This window comes from Rhizobium sp. RU35A (assembly GCF_900156005.1).
In the GTDB taxonomy this organism is placed as follows: domain Bacteria; phylum Pseudomonadota; class Alphaproteobacteria; order Rhizobiales; family Rhizobiaceae; genus Neorhizobium; species Neorhizobium straminoryzae.
The window spans coordinates 1-18,012 of the sequence record NZ_FTMR01000026.1; the positions used below are offsets into that span (position 1 = coordinate 1).

The 18,012-nt window shown below is 59.3% G+C and carries 13 protein-coding genes and 1 pseudogene; 10 read left to right on the forward strand and 4 right to left on the reverse strand.

Annotation, left to right across the window (positions count from 1 at the left end):
- Positions 1-408: 408 nt before the first annotated feature.
- From F3H95_RS26195 to F3H95_RS26210, 4 genes are all read right to left on the reverse strand, one after another.
- Positions 409-3,522, reverse strand: a complete 3,114-nt coding sequence (locus F3H95_RS26195) for an efflux RND transporter permease subunit (RefSeq protein WP_149748129.1) — start codon at positions 3,520-3,522, stop codon at positions 409-411.
- Positions 3,522-4,601 (reverse strand): efflux RND transporter periplasmic adaptor subunit, encoded by a 1,080-nt coding sequence (locus F3H95_RS26200; RefSeq protein WP_143124766.1) that lies wholly within the window; start codon positions 4,599-4,601, stop codon positions 3,522-3,524. The genes F3H95_RS26195 and F3H95_RS26200 overlap by 1 nt, the downstream gene beginning before the upstream one ends.
- Entirely contained in the window at positions 4,598-5,215 is a 618-nt protein-coding gene (locus F3H95_RS26205) for a TetR/AcrR family transcriptional regulator (protein WP_143124767.1), read from the reverse strand. Before F3H95_RS26205 ends, F3H95_RS26200 begins: the two co-directional genes overlap by 4 nt.
- Before the next feature lie 809 nt (positions 5,216-6,024).
- Positions 6,025-6,999, reverse strand: a complete 975-nt coding sequence (locus F3H95_RS26210; protein ID WP_143124821.1) for a sugar-binding transcriptional regulator — start codon at positions 6,997-6,999, stop codon at positions 6,025-6,027.
- Between the two features lie 130 nt (positions 7,000-7,129).
- Here F3H95_RS26210 and F3H95_RS26215 point away from each other — a divergent pair, with 130 nt between their 5' ends.
- The 10 genes and pseudogenes from F3H95_RS26215 to F3H95_RS26260 form a co-directional block, all read left to right on the forward strand.
- Positions 7,130-8,077 carry a substrate-binding domain-containing protein gene (locus F3H95_RS26215; protein ID WP_143124820.1) on the forward strand — a complete coding sequence of 316 codons (948 nt, stop codon included), beginning with the start codon at positions 7,130-7,132 and terminating at the stop codon, positions 8,075-8,077.
- Positions 8,078-8,178: 101 nt separating this feature from the next.
- Entirely contained in the window at positions 8,179-9,690 is a 1,512-nt protein-coding gene (locus tag F3H95_RS26220; RefSeq protein WP_143124819.1) for a sugar ABC transporter ATP-binding protein, read from the forward strand.
- The gene (locus F3H95_RS26225) at positions 9,687-10,679 is read left to right on the forward strand and encodes an ABC transporter permease (RefSeq protein WP_149748130.1); all 993 of its coding nucleotides are present in this window, start codon (positions 9,687-9,689) and stop codon (positions 10,677-10,679) included. The genes F3H95_RS26220 and F3H95_RS26225 overlap by 4 nt, the downstream gene beginning before the upstream one ends.
- A 35-nt stretch (positions 10,680-10,714) precedes the next feature.
- Positions 10,715-11,743, forward strand: coding sequence for a thiamine pyrophosphate-dependent dehydrogenase E1 component subunit alpha (locus tag F3H95_RS26230; RefSeq protein ID WP_143124817.1), 1,029 nt, complete (start codon positions 10,715-10,717; stop codon positions 11,741-11,743).
- Positions 11,743-12,717, forward strand: a complete 975-nt coding sequence (locus tag F3H95_RS26235; protein WP_185969779.1) for a pyruvate dehydrogenase complex E1 component subunit beta — start codon at positions 11,743-11,745, stop codon at positions 12,715-12,717. Before F3H95_RS26230 ends, F3H95_RS26235 begins: the two co-directional genes overlap by 1 nt.
- Positions 12,714-14,315 (forward strand): acetoin dehydrogenase dihydrolipoyllysine-residue acetyltransferase subunit, encoded by a 1,602-nt coding sequence (locus tag F3H95_RS26240; protein WP_143124815.1) that lies wholly within the window; start codon positions 12,714-12,716, stop codon positions 14,313-14,315. The genes F3H95_RS26235 and F3H95_RS26240 overlap by 4 nt, the downstream gene beginning before the upstream one ends.
- A gap of 72 nt (positions 14,316-14,387) precedes the next feature.
- A complete protein-coding gene (locus tag F3H95_RS26245) occupies positions 14,388-15,893 on the forward strand; it encodes an FGGY-family carbohydrate kinase (RefSeq protein ID WP_143124814.1) in 1,506 nt (501 codons plus the stop codon).
- Positions 15,890-16,660, forward strand: a complete 771-nt coding sequence (locus F3H95_RS26250; protein WP_149748131.1) for an SDR family oxidoreductase — start codon at positions 15,890-15,892, stop codon at positions 16,658-16,660. Before F3H95_RS26245 ends, F3H95_RS26250 begins: the two co-directional genes overlap by 4 nt.
- 15 nt (positions 16,661-16,675) lie before the next feature.
- Complete coding sequence (locus tag F3H95_RS26255) at positions 16,676-17,431, forward strand: SDR family NAD(P)-dependent oxidoreductase (protein WP_143124812.1); 756 nt, start codon at positions 16,676-16,678, stop codon at positions 17,429-17,431.
- Between the two features lie 329 nt (positions 17,432-17,760).
- Positions 17,761-17,922: pseudogene (locus F3H95_RS26260) on the forward strand (transposase); the annotation flags it as partial.
- Between the last annotated feature and the right edge of the window lie 90 nt (positions 17,923-18,012).

Below are 18,012 nucleotides of genomic sequence, written 5' to 3' on the forward strand. Positions count from 1 at the left end.
CGAGCAGAGCCACAACCAGGCCCATGAAGACGAGCCACATCCAGAGCGGCTTTCCAAGGAAGAGGAAAAACAGAATTTCCAATTACGCGACTCCAGCTGTGTCCAATATATACGACCCCTATCTAGTTGTATCACTGAATACACCTAGCAATGGTTATGCATATGACTGCAACTTATTTAACGCCTTCGCCACGCGCCGCAATTATTAAGCTGAATCGAATAAACATATCGCGTAATATTTTAGTTGATACAAGGGGCTGACTTTCGATTGGCGTTCGACTGTCTGAAAATTCAGACAAACACTTGACTCGATTGGCTGATTGTTCGCTTTCCTCACATTGGGGACAAAAGAGCCGCTGAAACGCCATCGTCTGTTTGTCGGGGAGGGAGCCTGCCTTGGCTATCTCTTTATCGATCATGCGCAAGGGCCCCTTTCATCGGAGCATCACCCGACCCAGCCGCCTTTGCCTGTTCGACAGAAAGCAGCCAGAGCAGCAGGCAGGGCAGGAGTGTCAGCGTCAGCACGGTGGCTGCTGCCAGTCCGCCGATGATGGCATAGGCCATCGGGCCCCAGAAGATCTGGACTGCAATCGGGATCATGCCGAGGATGGCGGCCAGTGCCGTCAGCAGGATCGGCCGCGACCTATGGACAGCGGCATGCACAATTGCCTCACGGATCGGCTCACCTTTGGCAACATTCTGATCCACTTCCTGAATGAGGATGACGGCGTTGCGGATGATCATGCCAGAGAGCGCGATCACGCCGAGCTGCGCGACAAAGCCCATTGGCGTGCCGGTCGGCAGCATGGCGGCCACCACGCCGATTAGGCCGAAGGGTGCCATGGCGATCGCAAGTCCCATGCGCGAGAAGCTCTGCAGCTGGACCATCAGCAGCGCGACGATGACGATCAGCATGATCGGAAGTACTGCGAAGACCGAGGCATTGCCCTTGGCCGCTTCTTCGGTGATGCCTCCCGACTGGATTGCATAGCCGATCGGCAGGGTCTCCCTGAGCGCGTCGAGCGAGGCGTTGACCTCTGCGGCAACGGTCGCTGGCTGCATGCCCTTGGGAACGTCCGCCTGGACGACAATCATCGGACGGCCCTGACGGTGCCAGATGACCGGTTCTTCCAGGCCGTATTCGATCGTCGCGACCTGACGCAGCGGCACCGAACGGCCATTGCTGCCACGCAGGTTGATGTTGCCGATCGTCGCGATCGACGTGCGATCGGTCTCGATACCCTTGACCACGACATTGACCAGCCGGTCGCCGTCCCGGACGCTGGTGATGGTCGAGCCGGCGAAGATGGCAGAGATTTCGCTCGCCACCGACTCCGAGCTCATGCCCAGCGCCCGCGCCTCGATCTGGTTGACGACGACGGTCACGCGCCGCTGCGGTTCGCCAGCCGTCAGGTTGACGTCGCGGGTATTGGCATTTTCGCCGACAATGTTGGCCACCTTCAGCGCCAGTTCGCGCACCGTCTTGTAGTCTTCGCCGGTGACACGGTATTTCAGCGGCCAGCCGACCGGGGGACCCAGTTCGAGCGGCGAGACACGGGTGGTGACGTCGGTGAAGTCTTTCCGCATTGCCTCCTCGAGGCGGGCGCGCACGGCGTCGCGTTCGTCAATGCCCTTGGTGACGACGACGGTCTCGCTGACATTGTCGTTTTCCAGCAGCAGATCCATCGGCAGGTAGAAGCGGACCGAACCCGAGCCGACATAGGTGGTGAAGTTGGCGACGTCGCCGTCCGCCTTCAGCAGGTCCTCGAGCTTGCGGGCCCGCTCCTCGGTCGCCTCGCGGGAGGCGTTCTGTGGCAGGGTCAGGCTGACGAGCAGTTCGGGGCGGTCGGAGGCCGGGAAGAACTGTTCCTCAAGCTTGGTCGCGCCAAAGCCGGAAAGGACGAGCAGCGCGACCGCCGTTCCCAAGGTCAGCCAGCGATGGCTGAGTGACCAGTTCAACACCCGCTTGTAGGCGGCCATCACGCGTCCGTCCTGTTCGGTATGGCGCGGCATGGTCGTGGGCAGGATCCAGGTGCCGAGCAGCGGCGAGAAGAGCACCGCGACGATCCAGGACGCGAGAAGCGAGATCAAGACAACCATGAACAGCGAGAAGGTGTATTCACCTGCGCTCGACGCTGCGAAACCGACCGGGATGAAGCCAGCGATCATGACCAGCGTGCCCGTCAGCATCGGGAAGGCAGTGGTCTCGTAGGCATGGCTTGCCGCGACCGCCCGGTCCACGCCATTCTCGAGGCTGGAAACCATGCTTTCCACAGTGATCATGGCATCGTCGACGAGAAGGCCAAGCGCGATGATCAGGGCGCCCAGCGAAATACGCTGCAGACCGATGCCGGCGAGGTCCATGCCGAAGAAGGTCATGGCCAGTACGAGCGGGATCGAGGCGGTGATGACGAGGCCGGCCCGGGTTCCGAGCGAGACGAAGGAGACGGCGAGCACGATGACAATCGCCTCGATTAGCACCTTGACGAAGCCGCCGACGGCCTCCTTGACGACAGTGGTCTGGTCGGCCACCTGGATCATCTCGATGCCATGCGGCAGTTCGGCGGCGATCTCGGCCATGCGGGTCTTGAGGGTATCGCCGAAGGCAAGCAGGTTGCCGCCTTCGGACATGGAAATGGCGAGACCGATGGCCGGCTCACCGTTGACCCGGAAGGCCGGCGCCGGCGGATCGACGAGGCGGCGGTCGATGCTGGCGACGTCTTCGAGCCGAATGAAGCGGTCGCCGACGCGGAAGGTCAGATCGTGCAGGCTCTTTTCGGAGGCAAAGGCACCACTGACGCGCAGCGAGATTTTTTCGCTTTCGGTGCGCACCGAACCCGTGGGCGTGATCGAGTTCTGTGCCCGGATCGCTTCCATGGCAGCGGCAGGATCGACGCCAAGGCTCGCGAGTTTGGCCGAGGAGAATTCGATGACGATCTCTTCTTCCTGGACGCCGAGCACATTCACCTTGCCGATATCCTTGATCGACAAGAGCTCCGCCCGCACGGTTTCGACGCGGTCACGCAGTTCGCGCTTGGAGAAGCCCTCCGCCTGGAAGGCGTAGATGCTGCCGAAGGTGTCGCCGAATTCATCGTCGAAGAAGGGACCCTGCACGCCCTGGGGCAGGGTGGGTGCGAGATCGGAGATCTTCTTGCGGACCTGGTACCAGACGTCGGAGACCTCGGCGGGCGGGGCATCGTCCCGCAGGTTGACGAAAATCACCGACTGTCCCGCACGGGAATAGCTTTGGGTATGGTCGAGATAGGGTGTTTCCGAGAGCTTCTTTTCCAGCTTCTCGGTCAAAAGATTGACCGTATCTGAGGTGCTGGCACCCGGCCAGAGTGCCGAGACCACCATGGTCTTGATGGTAAACGGCGGGTCCTCGTTGCGGGACAGGCGCTGATAGCTCCAGACGCCGGCAATCATGGTCATGATCATCAGGAAGATGACCAGTGACTGGTGCTGCAGGGCCCAGGTCGACAAATTGAACTTTTTGCCATGCGGCTGCGATGTCTTGCCCATCACTGACCCTCCCGTGCCTCGAGCTTGACCACTTCGCCGTCACGCAGCTTGCTGACACCGGCTGTGGCGACGATGTCGCCCGTGTTGAGGCCGGAGGCGACATAGATGTTCTGGTCGTCGTATCGGTCGATTTGAACAGTCCGATAAGAGAGCTTGCTCGATGTCTTGTCGAAAACGAAGACGGCCGTGGCGCCGTTTTTGTTGGTGAGTGCCGAGGCGGGGAGCTCAACCAGCTCCTTCGGCGACAGTACGATGGTGCCGAGCACGGCGGCGCCGAACGGCATGCGCTGGCCCTTGTCGTCGAGCGACACCTTCACCCGGAAGGTCCGTGTGACGGGATCGGCGGAGGGCGTCACCTCGCGGATGGTGCCAGTTGCCGTGGCGGCCGGGTTGGAAATCAGACTGACCTTTACCTCGGTCGTCCCTGCGCCGTCGTTGAGGAGTCGCTCGGGTACATCGAAAACGGCGTCGCGATCCTGATTGGAAATGATGGTAACCACCTGCTGCCCGGCTTGCACGATCTGGCCGACATTGGCGCCGACGGCCGAGACTATGCCGTCGCGCGGCGCCTTGATCTCGGTATAGGTCAGCGTCTCCTCTGCCGTCGATAAAGCCGTCGTAGCGCCTGCGAAACGCGCTTGCGCTGTCTGAAGGTTGGCTTCCGCCTCCTGCAGCTGTGCTCTCGAAATGACGTTCTTGGAGAAGAGTTCACGGTTACGCTCGGCGGTCAGCCGGGCAAACTCCAGCGCCGACTGAGCGGTGGCCAGTTCGGCGCGTGCGGTCAGCACGTTATTCTGCGAGGGCACCTTGTCGATGCTGGCGAGCAATTCTCCGGCCTTGACCTCGACGCCGTTCTCGACGCGGAAGGTCAACTGACCATTGAGACGAAAACTCAGCGGCGTCTCGTAGCGTGGACGGGTCTCGCCGGTCTGGCTGACGGTCTCGCCAATCGAACGGATCTCGGCGACGACCGACTTGATCGGCCGTGGTGCCTTGGCTTCCGGCGCGGCCTCGCTGCACCCGACAAGCAGTCCGAGGGCGCCGAAGAGAGCAACGTATTTCGAGATGCTGGTCTTCATTGTGCGGCTCCTTGCGAGCGCAGCCCACGGATAAGCAGTTCGATCGTCTCGTCGACGAGCTGATCGACATTGCCGAAATCGAAATCATTGAAGGTGGAAGCGAGGGTCACAATGCCATGGACGCTGGCCCAGATAGTCTGCGTCGATCGTTCGCTGTCAGCCGTAACAATAAGGCCCGCGGCAGCAGCCTTGGCGACCTGCTCGACAAGCTGGCGATACGGCAGCATCGTTTCCTCGTCTTCCATCAAAGGCGAGGTCAGGCCCTGGTCATTTTCCAGGAAAAGCATCCGAAAACGATCACGGTCCTCAAGGCCAAAACGGGCATAGGCCGTCATCATCGAACGAATGGCAGACAGCGGATCTTCCGTGGTCCGATGAATTTCGCCGAAGCGATTTCTGAGGTCGGTGATCGCGTCGCGGCAGAAGTCGATGATCAGGTCCTGCTTGCTCGGATAGTAGCGATAGAGCGCAGCTGCCGTCATGCCGAGGCTATCTGCCAGCCCGCGCATCGACAATCGGGCGAGACCTTCCCGGCCCACGATCTTTGCTGCCGCCGCCAGGATTGTCCTGCGAAAGCTGCGGATTTCCTCTTCCGTCAACGCGGGTCTGGGCATGAGTCTTTCCTTGATTCATAAATCTTACTCGTTAAATAAACGCGTTAAATAAACAAGTCAAGCGAGAGGACGATCTCTTTCTATGCGGATTGAGGGGCGCTCATTGTTTCACGATGATCATGCGGGTCGGCGAGCGCCCCAAAGCAACGTTATGTCAGGTAGTCGACGCCAACCTGACAACCGTGTTTCAAGAAATCGCAGGCAGAGAAGAAACGAGGCGTGCTGATTAGTTCAGCGGATTGAGTATGGCTCTTTTGTTCCATAATTCTGGTTATCTGATTTTTGTTAAGCTACTGGAAAATCCACAAAATCATGGATAGTTTCAAGACGGTTTGTGCTAGAATCTCCTGATCAGCTTGCAGTTTAGCCGCCCCTACCCGCCTAGGGCTGCTCTTGCCCAATTTCGTCTCATTTACTTCTAGACGCTCGGGACGCCGCGTCTCAAAACGCGAAGATCGTCCAAATGACACACTGAATATGTCTCACGGATGCTGTCTCAGCACGTATACCCCTAGGAGATGCGCTGCTCATGGCGAGGACTTCCAGGGAAATTCAATCTGGGTACATGTTCTGTGACTACGGAGTTCGAACGTAGAAGTGGTTTTCCGGAACAGTACGAAATTATTGTGTGCGGCTCCTGGCCGGAGCGGACCGGAAGCCGTCAAACACCTTCGTCGCCAGAACTTCCGGACTGGAGGCGGTCTTGCGTATGATCGGTGGAACAGCAGACACAAGGGCTGCCTTGGCAATACAGACGGTAGACTGTCAGTGCCTGAACACATACCTACTTGCCGCGGTAGGACACACATTCATTTTCCGATAGTATCCAACCCTTGCGCAGCATCTCCATCGATGATCAAGCCGTTGACTATCCCGCTGCGTAACAAGGCTCGAGCTGCGATTGCCTTTTCTTCACCGGCTATAAGAAGCACGACTTTTATCTTTCTAAGTTCGGCCATTCCGACTGCAATCGTTCGCTCACTCAAACTGTGACTGACCTCCTGGCCATTCGCATCGAAGAAAATCCCGTTGGTATCTCCAATCGCTCCGGCCTCCCGCAGGCTCTCAAGCTCTGCCTTGCTGATCATGCCTTGCAGCCTCAGCAGTGACCGTTCGGTCAACTCTCCAGCACTGATGAAGCAGACCGAAGCAGAATGAGCGATTTCCATAGCCCTCATCACCGAGCGCTGCGACATGAGTACCTTTCGGTCCTCGATACTGTCTGCAATGAAGGGAACGGGTAGAAAAAAACCTTCCCCGCCGGTGCGCCGTGCAAGGCTATGAACCACTTCGAACGGGTTGTAGGCATTGTTCGCCGTCAGTGAACCCATCATGGAGATGAAACGGGCGTGCGGGGCTCTCACACCTCCAAGTTGAAGCGTCATCTGTTCGATTGTACGTCCCCAACCTGTTCCCACGGTTATCTGATCCTGCTCGATCAACAGCTTCTTGAGATAATTGGCAGCAGCCACGCCAACGGCCCGGAACGCGATCTGCTGTCGAACTTCGGAACCAGTGTCTGATCCAGTGAAACCAAAAGCCGGTGTTGTAATGCAGAAATCCAGGCCAAAGCGTCGCTCCAGCTCTGTCTCTAGCGGCATGGTGCCTGCGCGCTGGTGATCGATCGAGATGCTGACCAAGCCCGTCTCCCGCGCCTCGGACAGCATCTTGTTCACACGGGCGCGCGTCAGCCCCAGCCGCGAGGCCGTCATCTCCTGGTTGAGGCCGCCGACATAGTAGTACCAGGCCACGCGCACCATCAGGTCGTCGTCATTCTCGCTCAAAATCCTTCCTCCCTGTGACAAATGTAATTGTAGTTGACAAATGTAACGATGTGAATATCACTAATGCCATTCGCGTAGGGAGCGCGAAAAATTGGGCGGGTCAATCTCATACCCGCGAGGAGGATCAGCAATGTCTATGTTTTTCCGGAGGACGGCATTCGCCGCCGCCGCAGGCCTTCTGTTGAGTTTTGTAAATGCCCAGGCCACCAACATCGCCTGGGTTCATTCCAACGCTGCCGCCCAATCGGAACAGCGGGTAAAGGCTGGCTTTGATGCCTGGCTCAAATCCACATCCAAGGACTGGAAGGTCAGCGTTCTTGATAGCGGTGGCTCTGGCGAGCGCACGGCATCCAACCTGCAGGATGCAGCGTCGCGCGGTGTCGATGCCATCATCATCACCATGGCTGATCTGCGCGCCTCGCGCGCGGCCATCGATGCAGCAGTCAAGGCGAAGATCCCGATCATTACGGTCGATAGCGGCTATGTGACCGGCGTTCTGGCCGATATCACCACCAACAACTGGGCCATGTCTGCCGACGTTTCGCCCTATCTGCTGAACGAGCTGGGCGGCAAGGGCAACATCATCTTCCTGCGCATGGCCGAACACCATGGCACCCGCAAGCGCGGTGATGTAATGGCGACGATCCTGAAGGAATATCCCGATGTGAAGGTGCTGGCCGAGCACAACATCAAGTACACGGCCTTCTTCGAAGATACGACGACAACCATGCAGGACTATGCATCGCGCTTCGGCGACAAGATCGATGCCGTCTGGGCCCCGTGGGATGAGCCGGCACAGGCTTCCATCAATGCGTTGAAGGCCGCTGGTCTCACCAAGGTCAAGGTCATCGGCATTGACGGACACCCGCAGGCCATTGCCGAAGTCTGCAAGCCGGATGGCATGTTGATTGCGACCGTTTCCCAGCCCTTCGAAAAGATGGGCGCGCAGGCGGGGCAGTGGATCGAGGATATCGTCGTCAAGAAGCAGGACGCAGCCAAGGTCATTCCTTCCAAGACAGTTTATCTGGATGCGCCGCTGGTGACCAAGCAGAACTGCAAAGACTTCCTGCCCAAGTAACACCTACGTCGTAACCAGGCGACCGGCTGGCCCGGCCGGTCGCACCCCTTTTGCCTCGTGTGCTTCAGGCCGCTTGGCCCCGTTGAAACGGAGAAGATGGGATGTCGGTCAGGCTCTCCGGAATTACCATGCAATATCCCGGTACGCGGGCGCTGGATCATGTGGATGCCGATTTCACCTTTCATGAGGTGCACGGCCTGATCGGTGAAAACGGTGCGGGTAAAACCACCCTTGTCAGCATTCTCGGCGGCAGCAAGCAGCCGACGGAAGGCACGCTTTACATCAACGACGCAAAGGCAGAACTGACAAGCGCTGGCGATGCGCTTCGCAAGGGCATTGCGCATGTTTCCCAGGAAGGCAGCCTCGTCGCCAGCCTTTCCGGTGCACAAAACATTCTGCTGGGCGACGAGCCCCGCAACCGGCTCGGCATCATCGACAAGCGCCGTCTGGAAAAGCGGGCGGCGGACCTCATGGCCCACTGGTTTCCAGACGTATCTATCAATCTGTCCGAGCCGGTGGAATATCTGCCGATGGCGGACCAGAAGGTGATCGAGATTGTTCGTGCGCTGCGCGGCGACATCAAGCTTTTGATCCTTGATGAGCCAACGGCGACGCTTCCGGCCCGCGAAAAGGAAAACCTCTGGCGCATCATCCGCTCTCTGCCGAAGCGCGGCGTCGGTGTTGTGCTAATCAGTCACTTTCTCTCGGAAGTGAAAGCGCTGAGCGATCGCATCACCGTGCTGCGCGATGGGCGTCACATTACAACGCTTCCGGCACCAGAGGTTACAGAGGCGCAGCTGGTAGACCTGATGTTGCAGCGAAGCGGTCAGGCAACAAGCCAGCAGGCCATTCATGAACAGCGCCCTTTCGGCCCCGTGGTCCTGCAACTTTCCAGCTGGAAAGTTGGTGGTGTCGAGGTTGACGGTCTAATCCTTCGGGAAGGCGAAATCCTTGGCCTGATCGGGCTGACGGGAGCAGGGCATTTCGGATTTGCACGCTCACTCTACACGGGCGAAGGGTTCATTTCCGGCACAACGCTGTTTCGAGGCAAATCGGTTCCAAATCTCAGCGCGCGCATCATGAAGGCCAATGGCGTTGCCTTCATTCCCGACCAGCGCATGGAAAACTCGCTGATTGGCGATTGGGATGTGCGGGAAAACCTTGCCATGGTGCATCCGGCCCGCGGCGCGCTGGGTAAAACCGGCATTCTGTCTCCTGTCCGCGAAGAGACGCATGCCCGCAATGCCATGTCGCTCTTCAATGTGAAGGCGCATTCCTCCGCCCAGAAGATCAGGGATCTCAGCGGCGGCAACAAGCAGAAGGTTTCCATCGGCAAGTGGCTCTACGGCACGCCGGATCGCTACAACCTGATGATCTTCGTCGAGCCGACTGAAGGGGTGGATATCGGGGCGAAGCGCGAAATCCACCGCCATCTCAAACGAATGGCGTCAGAAGGGGCGGCTATAATCGTTGCCTCGTCGGACCTCATGGAAATCGCCGAGATTTCCGATCGTGTGATCCCCTTCGTTTCCAGCAGGGCAGGCCCCGAAATCGAAAGAGCCGCCTTCTCCGAATCCCGATTCATCGCAGCCATGGCAGGAGTGACATTATGAGCGCGCAGGCACGCCCAGCGGCAGAAATTCGTCCGCACGCTACAGACAAGGGCAAAAGCCAGTGGTTGCTGAAATACAGCACATTGATTGCCTTGGTCATCCTGTTCCTTGGCTTTGCCCTGACAGTGGACCGGTTTCTCACCACCTCCAACCTGCTGAACATCGTGCAGCAGATTTCCATGCTGACCATTGTCGGCGCTGGCCTGACCTTCGGCTTCGGCGCGAAGGAGATGGATCTCTCGGTCGGCTATACGGTGGGTTTGACTGGCATTCTGGTGCCACTGATGCTGATTTCCGGTGTGCCGCTGCCGCTGGCGCTTCTGGGTGGCACTGCCGCAGGCTTTGCCGTCGGTGCGGTCAATTCCATGCTGGTCACCTTGATCGGCATCCCATCGCTCATCGCGACACTTGCCACCGGCTCCATTCTTTACGGGCTGAACTTCATGACAACGGGTGGCCGCGCCATCTATGGCGGTCTGCCGGATACCTATCTCTGGCTCGGCCAGGGGCAGTTCCTCGGCATTCCGGTTCTTGCCTATGCCATGGTGCTGTTCGTGCTCCTGGCCTGGTTCCTGATGGAGCGCACCATTTTTGGCCGCTACATCTATGCGGTTGGCGGCAACCTGAAGGCTGCTGAACTTTCCGGGGTCAATGGCTGCTTTTACCGCTCGGCAGCGCTTGTGGTGTGCAGCCTGTTTGCCGCCGTTGCGGGCATGCTTCTCGCTGCACGTCTCGGCTCCGGCCAGCCGAACGCGGGCGAACGTTATCTGCTTGATGGGCTGGCCACCGTCTTCATCGGCATGACGATGATCCGGCCCGGAACTGCTACCGTCATCGGCACCTTCTTCGGCGCGCTGTTCATCGGCGTCATCAACAACGGCCTCAACCTCATCGGCATGGATACCTACATCCAGAGCATCGTGAAGGGCCTGATCATTCTCGTGGCCGTCGCCATCGTTTCCAGAACCACCAAGCTTCGGCTTCTGTGATCGCGATCCGGCCCAGTTTCTCTCGGAGTGCCCCCATGAACCTTCAACCCAATACCAATCTCAGCAGTCTCTACCGCACAATGCGGCGCATCCGCACCTTTGAGGAGCGCGTTGGCGAACTGTTTATTCGTGGCCAATCGGCTGGCTCCATGCTGCACCTCTCTATCGGCGAGGAATCGAGCGCGGCAGGCGTTTGCGCCGTCATGAAGCCGCAGGATACGTTCACCACCCACCATCGCGGCCATGGCATTTTCCTGGCGCGCGGCGCAGACCCCAAGCGCATGATGGCGGAAATCGGGGGCAAGGAAACCGGTTACTGCCATGGCAAAGGTGGCTCCATGCACATTGCCGATATGGCGCTCGGCCATCTGGGTGCCAACGCCATTGTCGGTGGCGGTATCCCCGCCGTGGTGGGCGCGGGGCTTTCCAGCAAACACCTGAAGCAGGATTCCGTATCCGTCGCCTTTTTCGGCGATGGGGCCATGCAGCAGGGCATTCTCTATGAGAGCATGAACATGGCAGCGCTGTGGGGCCTGCCGGTGCTCTTCGTGTGCATCAATAACCAGTATGGCATGGGAACGCGCATCGATCAGGCCACACGCAACACTGCGTTCGATCAGCGTGCCAAGGCGTTCGGCCTCAATGGCACCGTCGTCAACGGTCTGGATGTCGAGGAGGTGCAGGCCGCCGCCCGCTGGCTGATGGATGAGGCGCGCAATGGCAAGCCCGGCTTCCTGTCCGTGGAAGTCTACCGCTTCTTCGGTCACGCCCGCATGGACAAGAGCCCCTACCGCGAAGAGGCGGAGGAGATCGAGGGCCGCAAAAAGGATCCGGTTCTTTTTGCCCGCAAAAAGCTGATCGATACCGGTTTGGAAACTGAACCGGCGCTGGACGAGACGGACCGTGCGATTGCCGCTGAAATGGATGCCACGATCGACTTCACGGTCGAGTCCAAGGCGCCACAACTCAACACCATGTTCCGCGATGTCTATGCCGTGGGGGAACCGGAGCCGGAGCCCGTTCGCACTCGCATTGACCGCGTTCTAGCCAGGGAAGACATATAATGGCCGCGATGACCTACAGAGACGCCCTGCGTCAGGCGCTGGACGATGCCATGAACGAGGATCAAAGCATCGTCGTCATGGGTGAGGAAGTGGGGCGCTATGGCGGTGCCTATGGCGTTACCAAGGACCTGATCAAAACCCACGGGCCGGAGCGGCTGATCGATACGCCGATTTCCGAACCGGCCATTATCGGCGCAGCTGTCGGCGCTGCCATGACGGGTTTGAGGCCGGTTGCCGAACTCATGTATATCGACTTTCTCGGCATGACCATGGATCAGCTCGCCAATCAGGCGGCCAAGATCCGCTACATGTTCGGCGGACAGATCGGCGTGCCCATGGTGCTGAGGACGCAAGGCGGAACCGGACGCTCAGCCGGGGCGCAGCATTCGCAAAGTCTTGAAGGCTGGGTCATGCACACGCCGGGGCTTCGCCTTGCCATGCCTGCCACCGTGCAGGATGCCTATCACCTTCTGCGCCAGAGCCTGACCAAGCCGGACCCGGTGGTCTTCATCGAGCACAAGGCGCTTTATACCCGCAAGGAAGAGGTGGATCTGACCGCCGAACCGCTGCCCTGGGGCAAGGCTGCCGTTCGCCGCGAAGGCGGGGATCTGGTCATCGTGACCTATTCGAGGCAGGTGATCTATGCGCTGGAAGCGGCGGAAAAGCTGGCGGCCAAGGGTATTCAGGCCACTGTCATCGATCTGCGCACGCTGAACCCGCTGGATTTCGACACAGTGCGCCAGCATGTGGAGCGCGTCGGTAAGGCCATGGTGGTCAGCGAAGGGGTTATGACCTCAGGCGTGGCGGCAGAGCTTGCGGCGCGCATTTCCGAAGAATGCTTCGACTTTCTGGAGCAGCCGGTGGTGCGGGTGGCGGGCGAGGACATTCCGATCTCCGTTTCGCAGGAGCTGGAATCCGGCAGTGTGCCTTCCACATCGCTGATTGCAGAGGTTGCGGAGAAGATGCTGTCATGAGCGAGCGACTTCTCAAGATGCCGCGTCTTGGGGAAACCATGGACGAGGGCAAGATCGTCGGCTGGTTGATCAAGCCGGGAGACAGTTTCAGCCGTGGCGATCCGATTATCGAGATCGAGACAGACAAGACCGTGGCAGAATTTCCCGCACTGGGAAATGGCAAGCTGACGGAAATTCTGGTGGATCTGGATCAGACGATTGAAGTTGGAACGCCCATTGCCCGCGTGGAACTGGGCGAGGGGCCGGACTGGACCCGGGAAGAGGGCGATGAGCCCGCGCCGGAGCCAGTCGCTGCTGCCGGTGTGGAGGTGGATCTGCCCATGCCGCGCCTCGGTGAAACCATGGAGGAGGGGCGTCTTTCCAAATGGTTGAAGCAACCGGGAGAGCGCTTCACGCGTGGCGAGGCCATCGTTGAAATCGAGACGGACAAGACGCTGGCCGAATTTCCAGCCTTGAACGATGGCGTGCTGGTTAGCGTTTTGCGCCACGAAGAAGAGATGGTGACGGTGGGCGAACCGATTGCCCGCATTCTTGTGCGAGAGGCCGATGCGCAGGGCGAAACAGCGGAAGCCAAACCCGCCCCGCAAGCTGCTTCGTCGCAGCCCGCGACAGCCACACCTGCCCCACCGCGCAACACATCTGGCTCTGAGAAACCGAGGGCAACGCCGCTGGCGCGCCGTCTCGCCCGCCAGCGTGGAATCGATTTGCAAGGCATCACCGGCACGGGCAGGCGCGGGCGCATCGAGAAGCATGATGTACTTGGGTTGGAGCGAAATGCGCAGGTTGCCCCAATCGCAGCGTCAGCCAGGGAGGGCGTGCAGTTTCTTTCGCTGAAATCCGGGCGTCTTGCCTATTTGGATGGTGGCGGACAGGACGAAACCTATGTTCTGCTGCACGGCTTTTCTGGAGACAGAACCACCTGGGCGGCAACCATTTCCGCCCTGCAAAGGGCAGGTAGGCGCGTGATTGCGGTGGATCTGCCGGGTCATGGCCTGACGGAAATCGAGGCGAAGTCTGCCGAAGACCTGTCTCGCGATCTGCCGGAATTTATACAGGCGCTGCAAGTCAAGCGGCTTCATCTTGTTGCGCATTCTCTGGGAGCCGTGGCTGCGGTTGATCTGGCGCTGTCAAAGCCGGAAAGCATTGCTTCCCTGACCCTTATCGCACCTGCGGGTCTGGGCAGCGAGATCGATGGTGATTTCATCCGCGGCATGGCGGCTGTCGGTTCCAAGGGGGAGCTATCGCATCTTCTGCGCAGGCTCTCGGTCAATGATGTTGCGTTGTCGGATGCCGCCTTGGAAACCTTGAACCAGCAACTCGGTCAAGGGCGTCTCAAGGCTCTCGCTGAGGCTATCAACGGTGCGTCCGGCCAGCGTGTGGATATCATCGGCGCCCTGCAAAAGCTTGCAACTTCAATCCCCGTCAAAGTCATTTTCGGTCTTGAGGATCGCATCACCCCGTGGAGCCAGGTCAAGGCGCTACCGCCGCGTGTCGCCATCCATCTTCTCTCGCGTTCAGGCCATATGCCACAGTGGGATCAGCCGCGTGACGTTCAGGACATCCTGCTTTCGTCCACAAGGACAGGAGGTGGATTGTGACGCGGTAAGCGCAAGGCGCATAGCAAATTTCAGACTTGGCACCCGGGAGGAACAAGGGTGCGGGAGGAGATGATGGGTTACTTTCTGACTGCTGACGGCGGCACCGAAAGCCTGCGGGCGCGTGTCTATGATTTGACGGGCACCTGCCTTGGCAGCGTCGCCGTGCCCTACGAAACCAGATTTTCGGCCGGAGCCCGGGCCGAGCAGGACCCGGAAGACTGGTGGAAGGCTTTCGTGCAGGCTTCCAAGGGTGCGATTGCTGAGGCGCGGGTTTCACCTTCCGACATTGAGGCCATTACGCTGGCGACAACCAGCTGCACCGTCGTGGCGTTGGATGAAAACGGAAAGGCATTGCGCCCCGCCATCATCTGGATGGATGTGCGGGCCAACCGCGAAGCCGATGCGGTTCTGGCAACCGGCGATCCGGCGCTGATCCTGAATGGCGGCGGGCGTGGTCCGGTTTCCGCGGAATGGATGATCCCCAAGGCGTTATGGATTGCCCGCAACGAACCGGAAATCTTCGAAAAGGCCCATACGATCTGTGAATATCAGGACTTCATGACCCTGAGGCTGACGGGTGAGCGGGCCGCCAGCCTGAATAATGTGACGCTGCGCTGGCATTATCAGGTGGAACACGGCGGCTGGGCGAAGTCGCTGGTGGAAAGCCTTGGACTTTCGGCGTTGCTGGAAAAATGGCCGCAGCGCGTGGTGCCGCCGGGCGGTGTGATTGCCAATCTGAGCGCCAAGGCTGCGCAGGAACTCGGCCTTTCCCCCTCCGTCAAAGTGGTGCAGGGCGGGGCGGATGCCTTGATCGGCATGATCGGACTTGGCGTGGCAAAGCCGGGGCAGCTGGCATTGATCACCGGCTCGTCTCACCTTCAGTTCGGCGTGACGGAACAGGCGGTGTATGCTCCCGGTATCTGGGGCACTTATCGCGATTGCGTCTATCCCAACCGCCATATCGTGGAGGGCGGACAGACCTCGACCGGTTCCATCATCGCCTGGCTCGGTCGTTTGATGAACGGCACCATGGATCTGGCGGAACTCAACCGAAAGGCCGCCGAACTGGAGCCGGGATGCGATGGCCTAATCGTGCAGGATCATTTTCAGGGCAATCGCACGCCCTATACAGATCCGCTGTCACGCGGTGCCATTATCGGGCTGACGCTTGCGCATGAGCCGCACCACATTTTTCGTGCCATCATGGAGGGCATCGGTTTCGGCACCCGCGCCATTTTGGACGCCATGGCAACTGCCGGTTATCGCGGCACGGAAATCACGGTTGGCGGCGGTGCGGGCGCATCGGATCTCTGGCTGCAAATCCACGCGGATACGGCGGGTCTGCCGGTTTGCGTTCCCGCTTCGCGCGATGCGCCCTCCGTCGGGGCGGCGGTTCTTGCCGCGCATGGAGCGGGGCACTTCAGCTCCATTGATGACGGCATTGCGACGATGGTTCGTCCGGGAAGACGCATCGAGCCACGCACCCGCGAGATGGCGCTCTATAACGACATCTACCAGCGTTATCTGGCACTCTATCCCGCACTGAAGAGCGTCGCGACTGCGGGAGCGCAAGCATGAGCGACGCGGATTTCCGGCTGGATGGCAAGACGGCGCTGATAACGGGAGCGGCGAGGGGCATAGGCCTTGCTGTTGCCCGGCGGCTTGCCGAGGCGGGAGCTGCGGTCATTCTGGCCGATCGTGATACGAGTGAAGGCAAAGGCGCTGCGGGCGAGCTTCGCGAACGAGGCTTCTCCGCGCCTTTCATGACCCTTGATGTCACCCAACGGGTGAGTGTCGAGACGGTGGCAGGTCAGCTGGAAAGCGAGGGCATTGCCCTTGATGTTCTCGTCAACAATGCAGGCATCGTTCGCAATGCGCCCGCTTCGGACATGAGCGTCGAGGACTGGCAGCAGGTGATCGATATCGATCTCACCGGCGTGTTCCATTGCGCGCAGGTGTTTGGCCGACGCATGGTTCAGGCAGGCAGAGGATCAATCATCAACATCACGTCGATGTGCGGCGAAATCGTCGTGCAGCCGCAGCCGCAGATTTCCTACAATGCGGCCAAGGCGGGTGCCAACCTTCTGACGAAATCGCTGGCGGTGGAATGGGCAAGATCGGGCGTGCGCGTCAATGCCGTGGCCCCCGGTTATACCGCGACAGAACTCACCTTGCGTGGTCGCAGCAATCCGGAATGGTTTGCCGCCTGGATGGCGGGCACGCCCATGGGGCGGCTGGGCGAGCCACGCGAAATTGCCAATGCCGTTCTCTTCCTTGCCTCACCTGCTTCGAGCTTCATCACCGGCACTGTGTTGACGGTGGATGGTGGCTATACCGCACTCTAAATCAGGATCATCACGATGACAGCAACCAGCAGAACCGTTCTGGTGACAGGCGCAAGCCGTGGCATCGGGCGTGCAATCGCCCTTGGGTTTGCCAAGCGCGGCTATGACGTTGCGCTGAACGATATCGAGCGTCAAAGCGAAGCGCTAGGGGATGTCGCCAGAGAGATCAAAGCGCTTGGCCAGCGTGCCGTCATCGCGCTGGCCGATGTCAGCGGCAAGGCGGATGTGCAAGCCATGGTCGCCAAGGTGGAAACCGCCTTCGGGCATATCGATGCCATCGTCAACAATGCGGGCATCCTGATTTCCGGCAGTGTTGAGGCGCTGAAGGAAGAATATTGGGATAGCGTTCTTGATGTAAACGCCAAGGGCACTTTCCTTGTCATTCAGGCAGCCTTGCCCGGAATGAAGGCGCGTGGCTATGGCCGCATCGTCAACATTGCCTCCATCGGCGGCAAACACGGCGCGCCGGAACAGGCGCATTACTCCGCCTCCAAGGCAGCCGTCATGGGCTTCACTCGCGTGCTGGCGCAGGAAGTCGGCGTGGATGGCATCACTGCCAACTGCGTGTGCCCCGGCATCATCCTCACCGATATGGGCCGCGTGAACCTTGATGATCCCGAGATCCGCAAGTCCTGGCAGGACAAGACAGCGCTCCGGCGTATCGGTGACCCCGAAGATGTCGTTGGCGCGGTAGCGTTTCTGGCCTCGGATGAAGCAGCGTTCATCACTGGACAGACACTCAATGTGGATGGCGGCATTGTCCTCAGCTAAGCGACTAGAAATCGGCTCCGATCTGATTTCTTTTCAAAATCGATAGGCTAGAGGCTGCTCAGTCCTGAATAGCATCGCTCTGGATTGAGACGCTCGATGTGATTGGACACATTCGATTTTGCATCGCCTTTGGTTCTGTGAGCCTTGTGAGCTGTCCCTATTGCCTCGAGTGGCGAGAAGAGGCTTCAATCGCGTGGTGAACTGCCCCCACTTTCGACCGGACACTCAGCATAAGCAGGAAGGCTCAATGATCTGACCCCTTCAAACTGGACCATTTTTGGCTAGAGTTTTCCGGTGCATTTTCCTGGCTGGGAAAGGAACGGAAGAGGATGAAGGCATCGCAGTTTTCGGACGCACAGAAGGCGTTCATTTTAAAGCAGGGTGATGAAGGCGTTACGGTTGCGGAGATCTGCCGGAAGGCAGGGATCAGCCAGGCGACCTATTTCAACTGGAAGAAAAAATACGCGGGCATGTTGCCACCGGAGATTGAATAGCCCCGAGTTTCGTAGACACCCTCGGGTTAGATTTTCTGCTGCTTCTCGAACTCGACGGGTGACAGCATTCCGTTTCTGACGTGCTTG

What these genes read in the sequence shown, in the direction of transcription:
- F3H95_RS26215 (WP_143124820.1), top strand. Translation starts at nt 7,130, where the DNA reads ATGTCTATGTTTTTCCGGAGGACGGCATTCGCCGCCGCCGCAGGCCTT.
- F3H95_RS26235 (WP_185969779.1), top strand. Translation starts at nt 11,743, where the DNA reads ATGGCCGCGATGACCTACAGAGACGCCCTGCGTCAGGCGCTGGACGAT.
- F3H95_RS26200 (WP_143124766.1), bottom strand. Translation starts at nt 4,601, where the DNA reads ATGAAGACCAGCATCTCGAAATACGTTGCTCTCTTCGGCGCCCTCGGA.
- F3H95_RS26205 (WP_143124767.1), bottom strand. Translation starts at nt 5,215, where the DNA reads ATGCCCAGACCCGCGTTGACGGAAGAGGAAATCCGCAGCTTTCGCAGG.
- F3H95_RS26245 (WP_143124814.1), top strand. Translation starts at nt 14,388, where the DNA reads ATGGGTTACTTTCTGACTGCTGACGGCGGCACCGAAAGCCTGCGGGCG.
- F3H95_RS26230 (WP_143124817.1), top strand. Translation starts at nt 10,715, where the DNA reads ATGAACCTTCAACCCAATACCAATCTCAGCAGTCTCTACCGCACAATG.
- F3H95_RS26255 (WP_143124812.1), top strand. Translation starts at nt 16,676, where the DNA reads ATGACAGCAACCAGCAGAACCGTTCTGGTGACAGGCGCAAGCCGTGGC.
- F3H95_RS26240 (WP_143124815.1), top strand. Translation starts at nt 12,714, where the DNA reads ATGAGCGAGCGACTTCTCAAGATGCCGCGTCTTGGGGAAACCATGGAC.
- F3H95_RS26225 (WP_149748130.1), top strand. Translation starts at nt 9,687, where the DNA reads ATGAGCGCGCAGGCACGCCCAGCGGCAGAAATTCGTCCGCACGCTACA.
- F3H95_RS26250 (WP_149748131.1), top strand. Translation starts at nt 15,890, where the DNA reads ATGAGCGACGCGGATTTCCGGCTGGATGGCAAGACGGCGCTGATAACG.
- F3H95_RS26220 (WP_143124819.1), top strand. Translation starts at nt 8,179, where the DNA reads ATGTCGGTCAGGCTCTCCGGAATTACCATGCAATATCCCGGTACGCGG.
- F3H95_RS26195 (WP_149748129.1), bottom strand. Translation starts at nt 3,522, where the DNA reads ATGGGCAAGACATCGCAGCCGCATGGCAAAAAGTTCAATTTGTCGACC.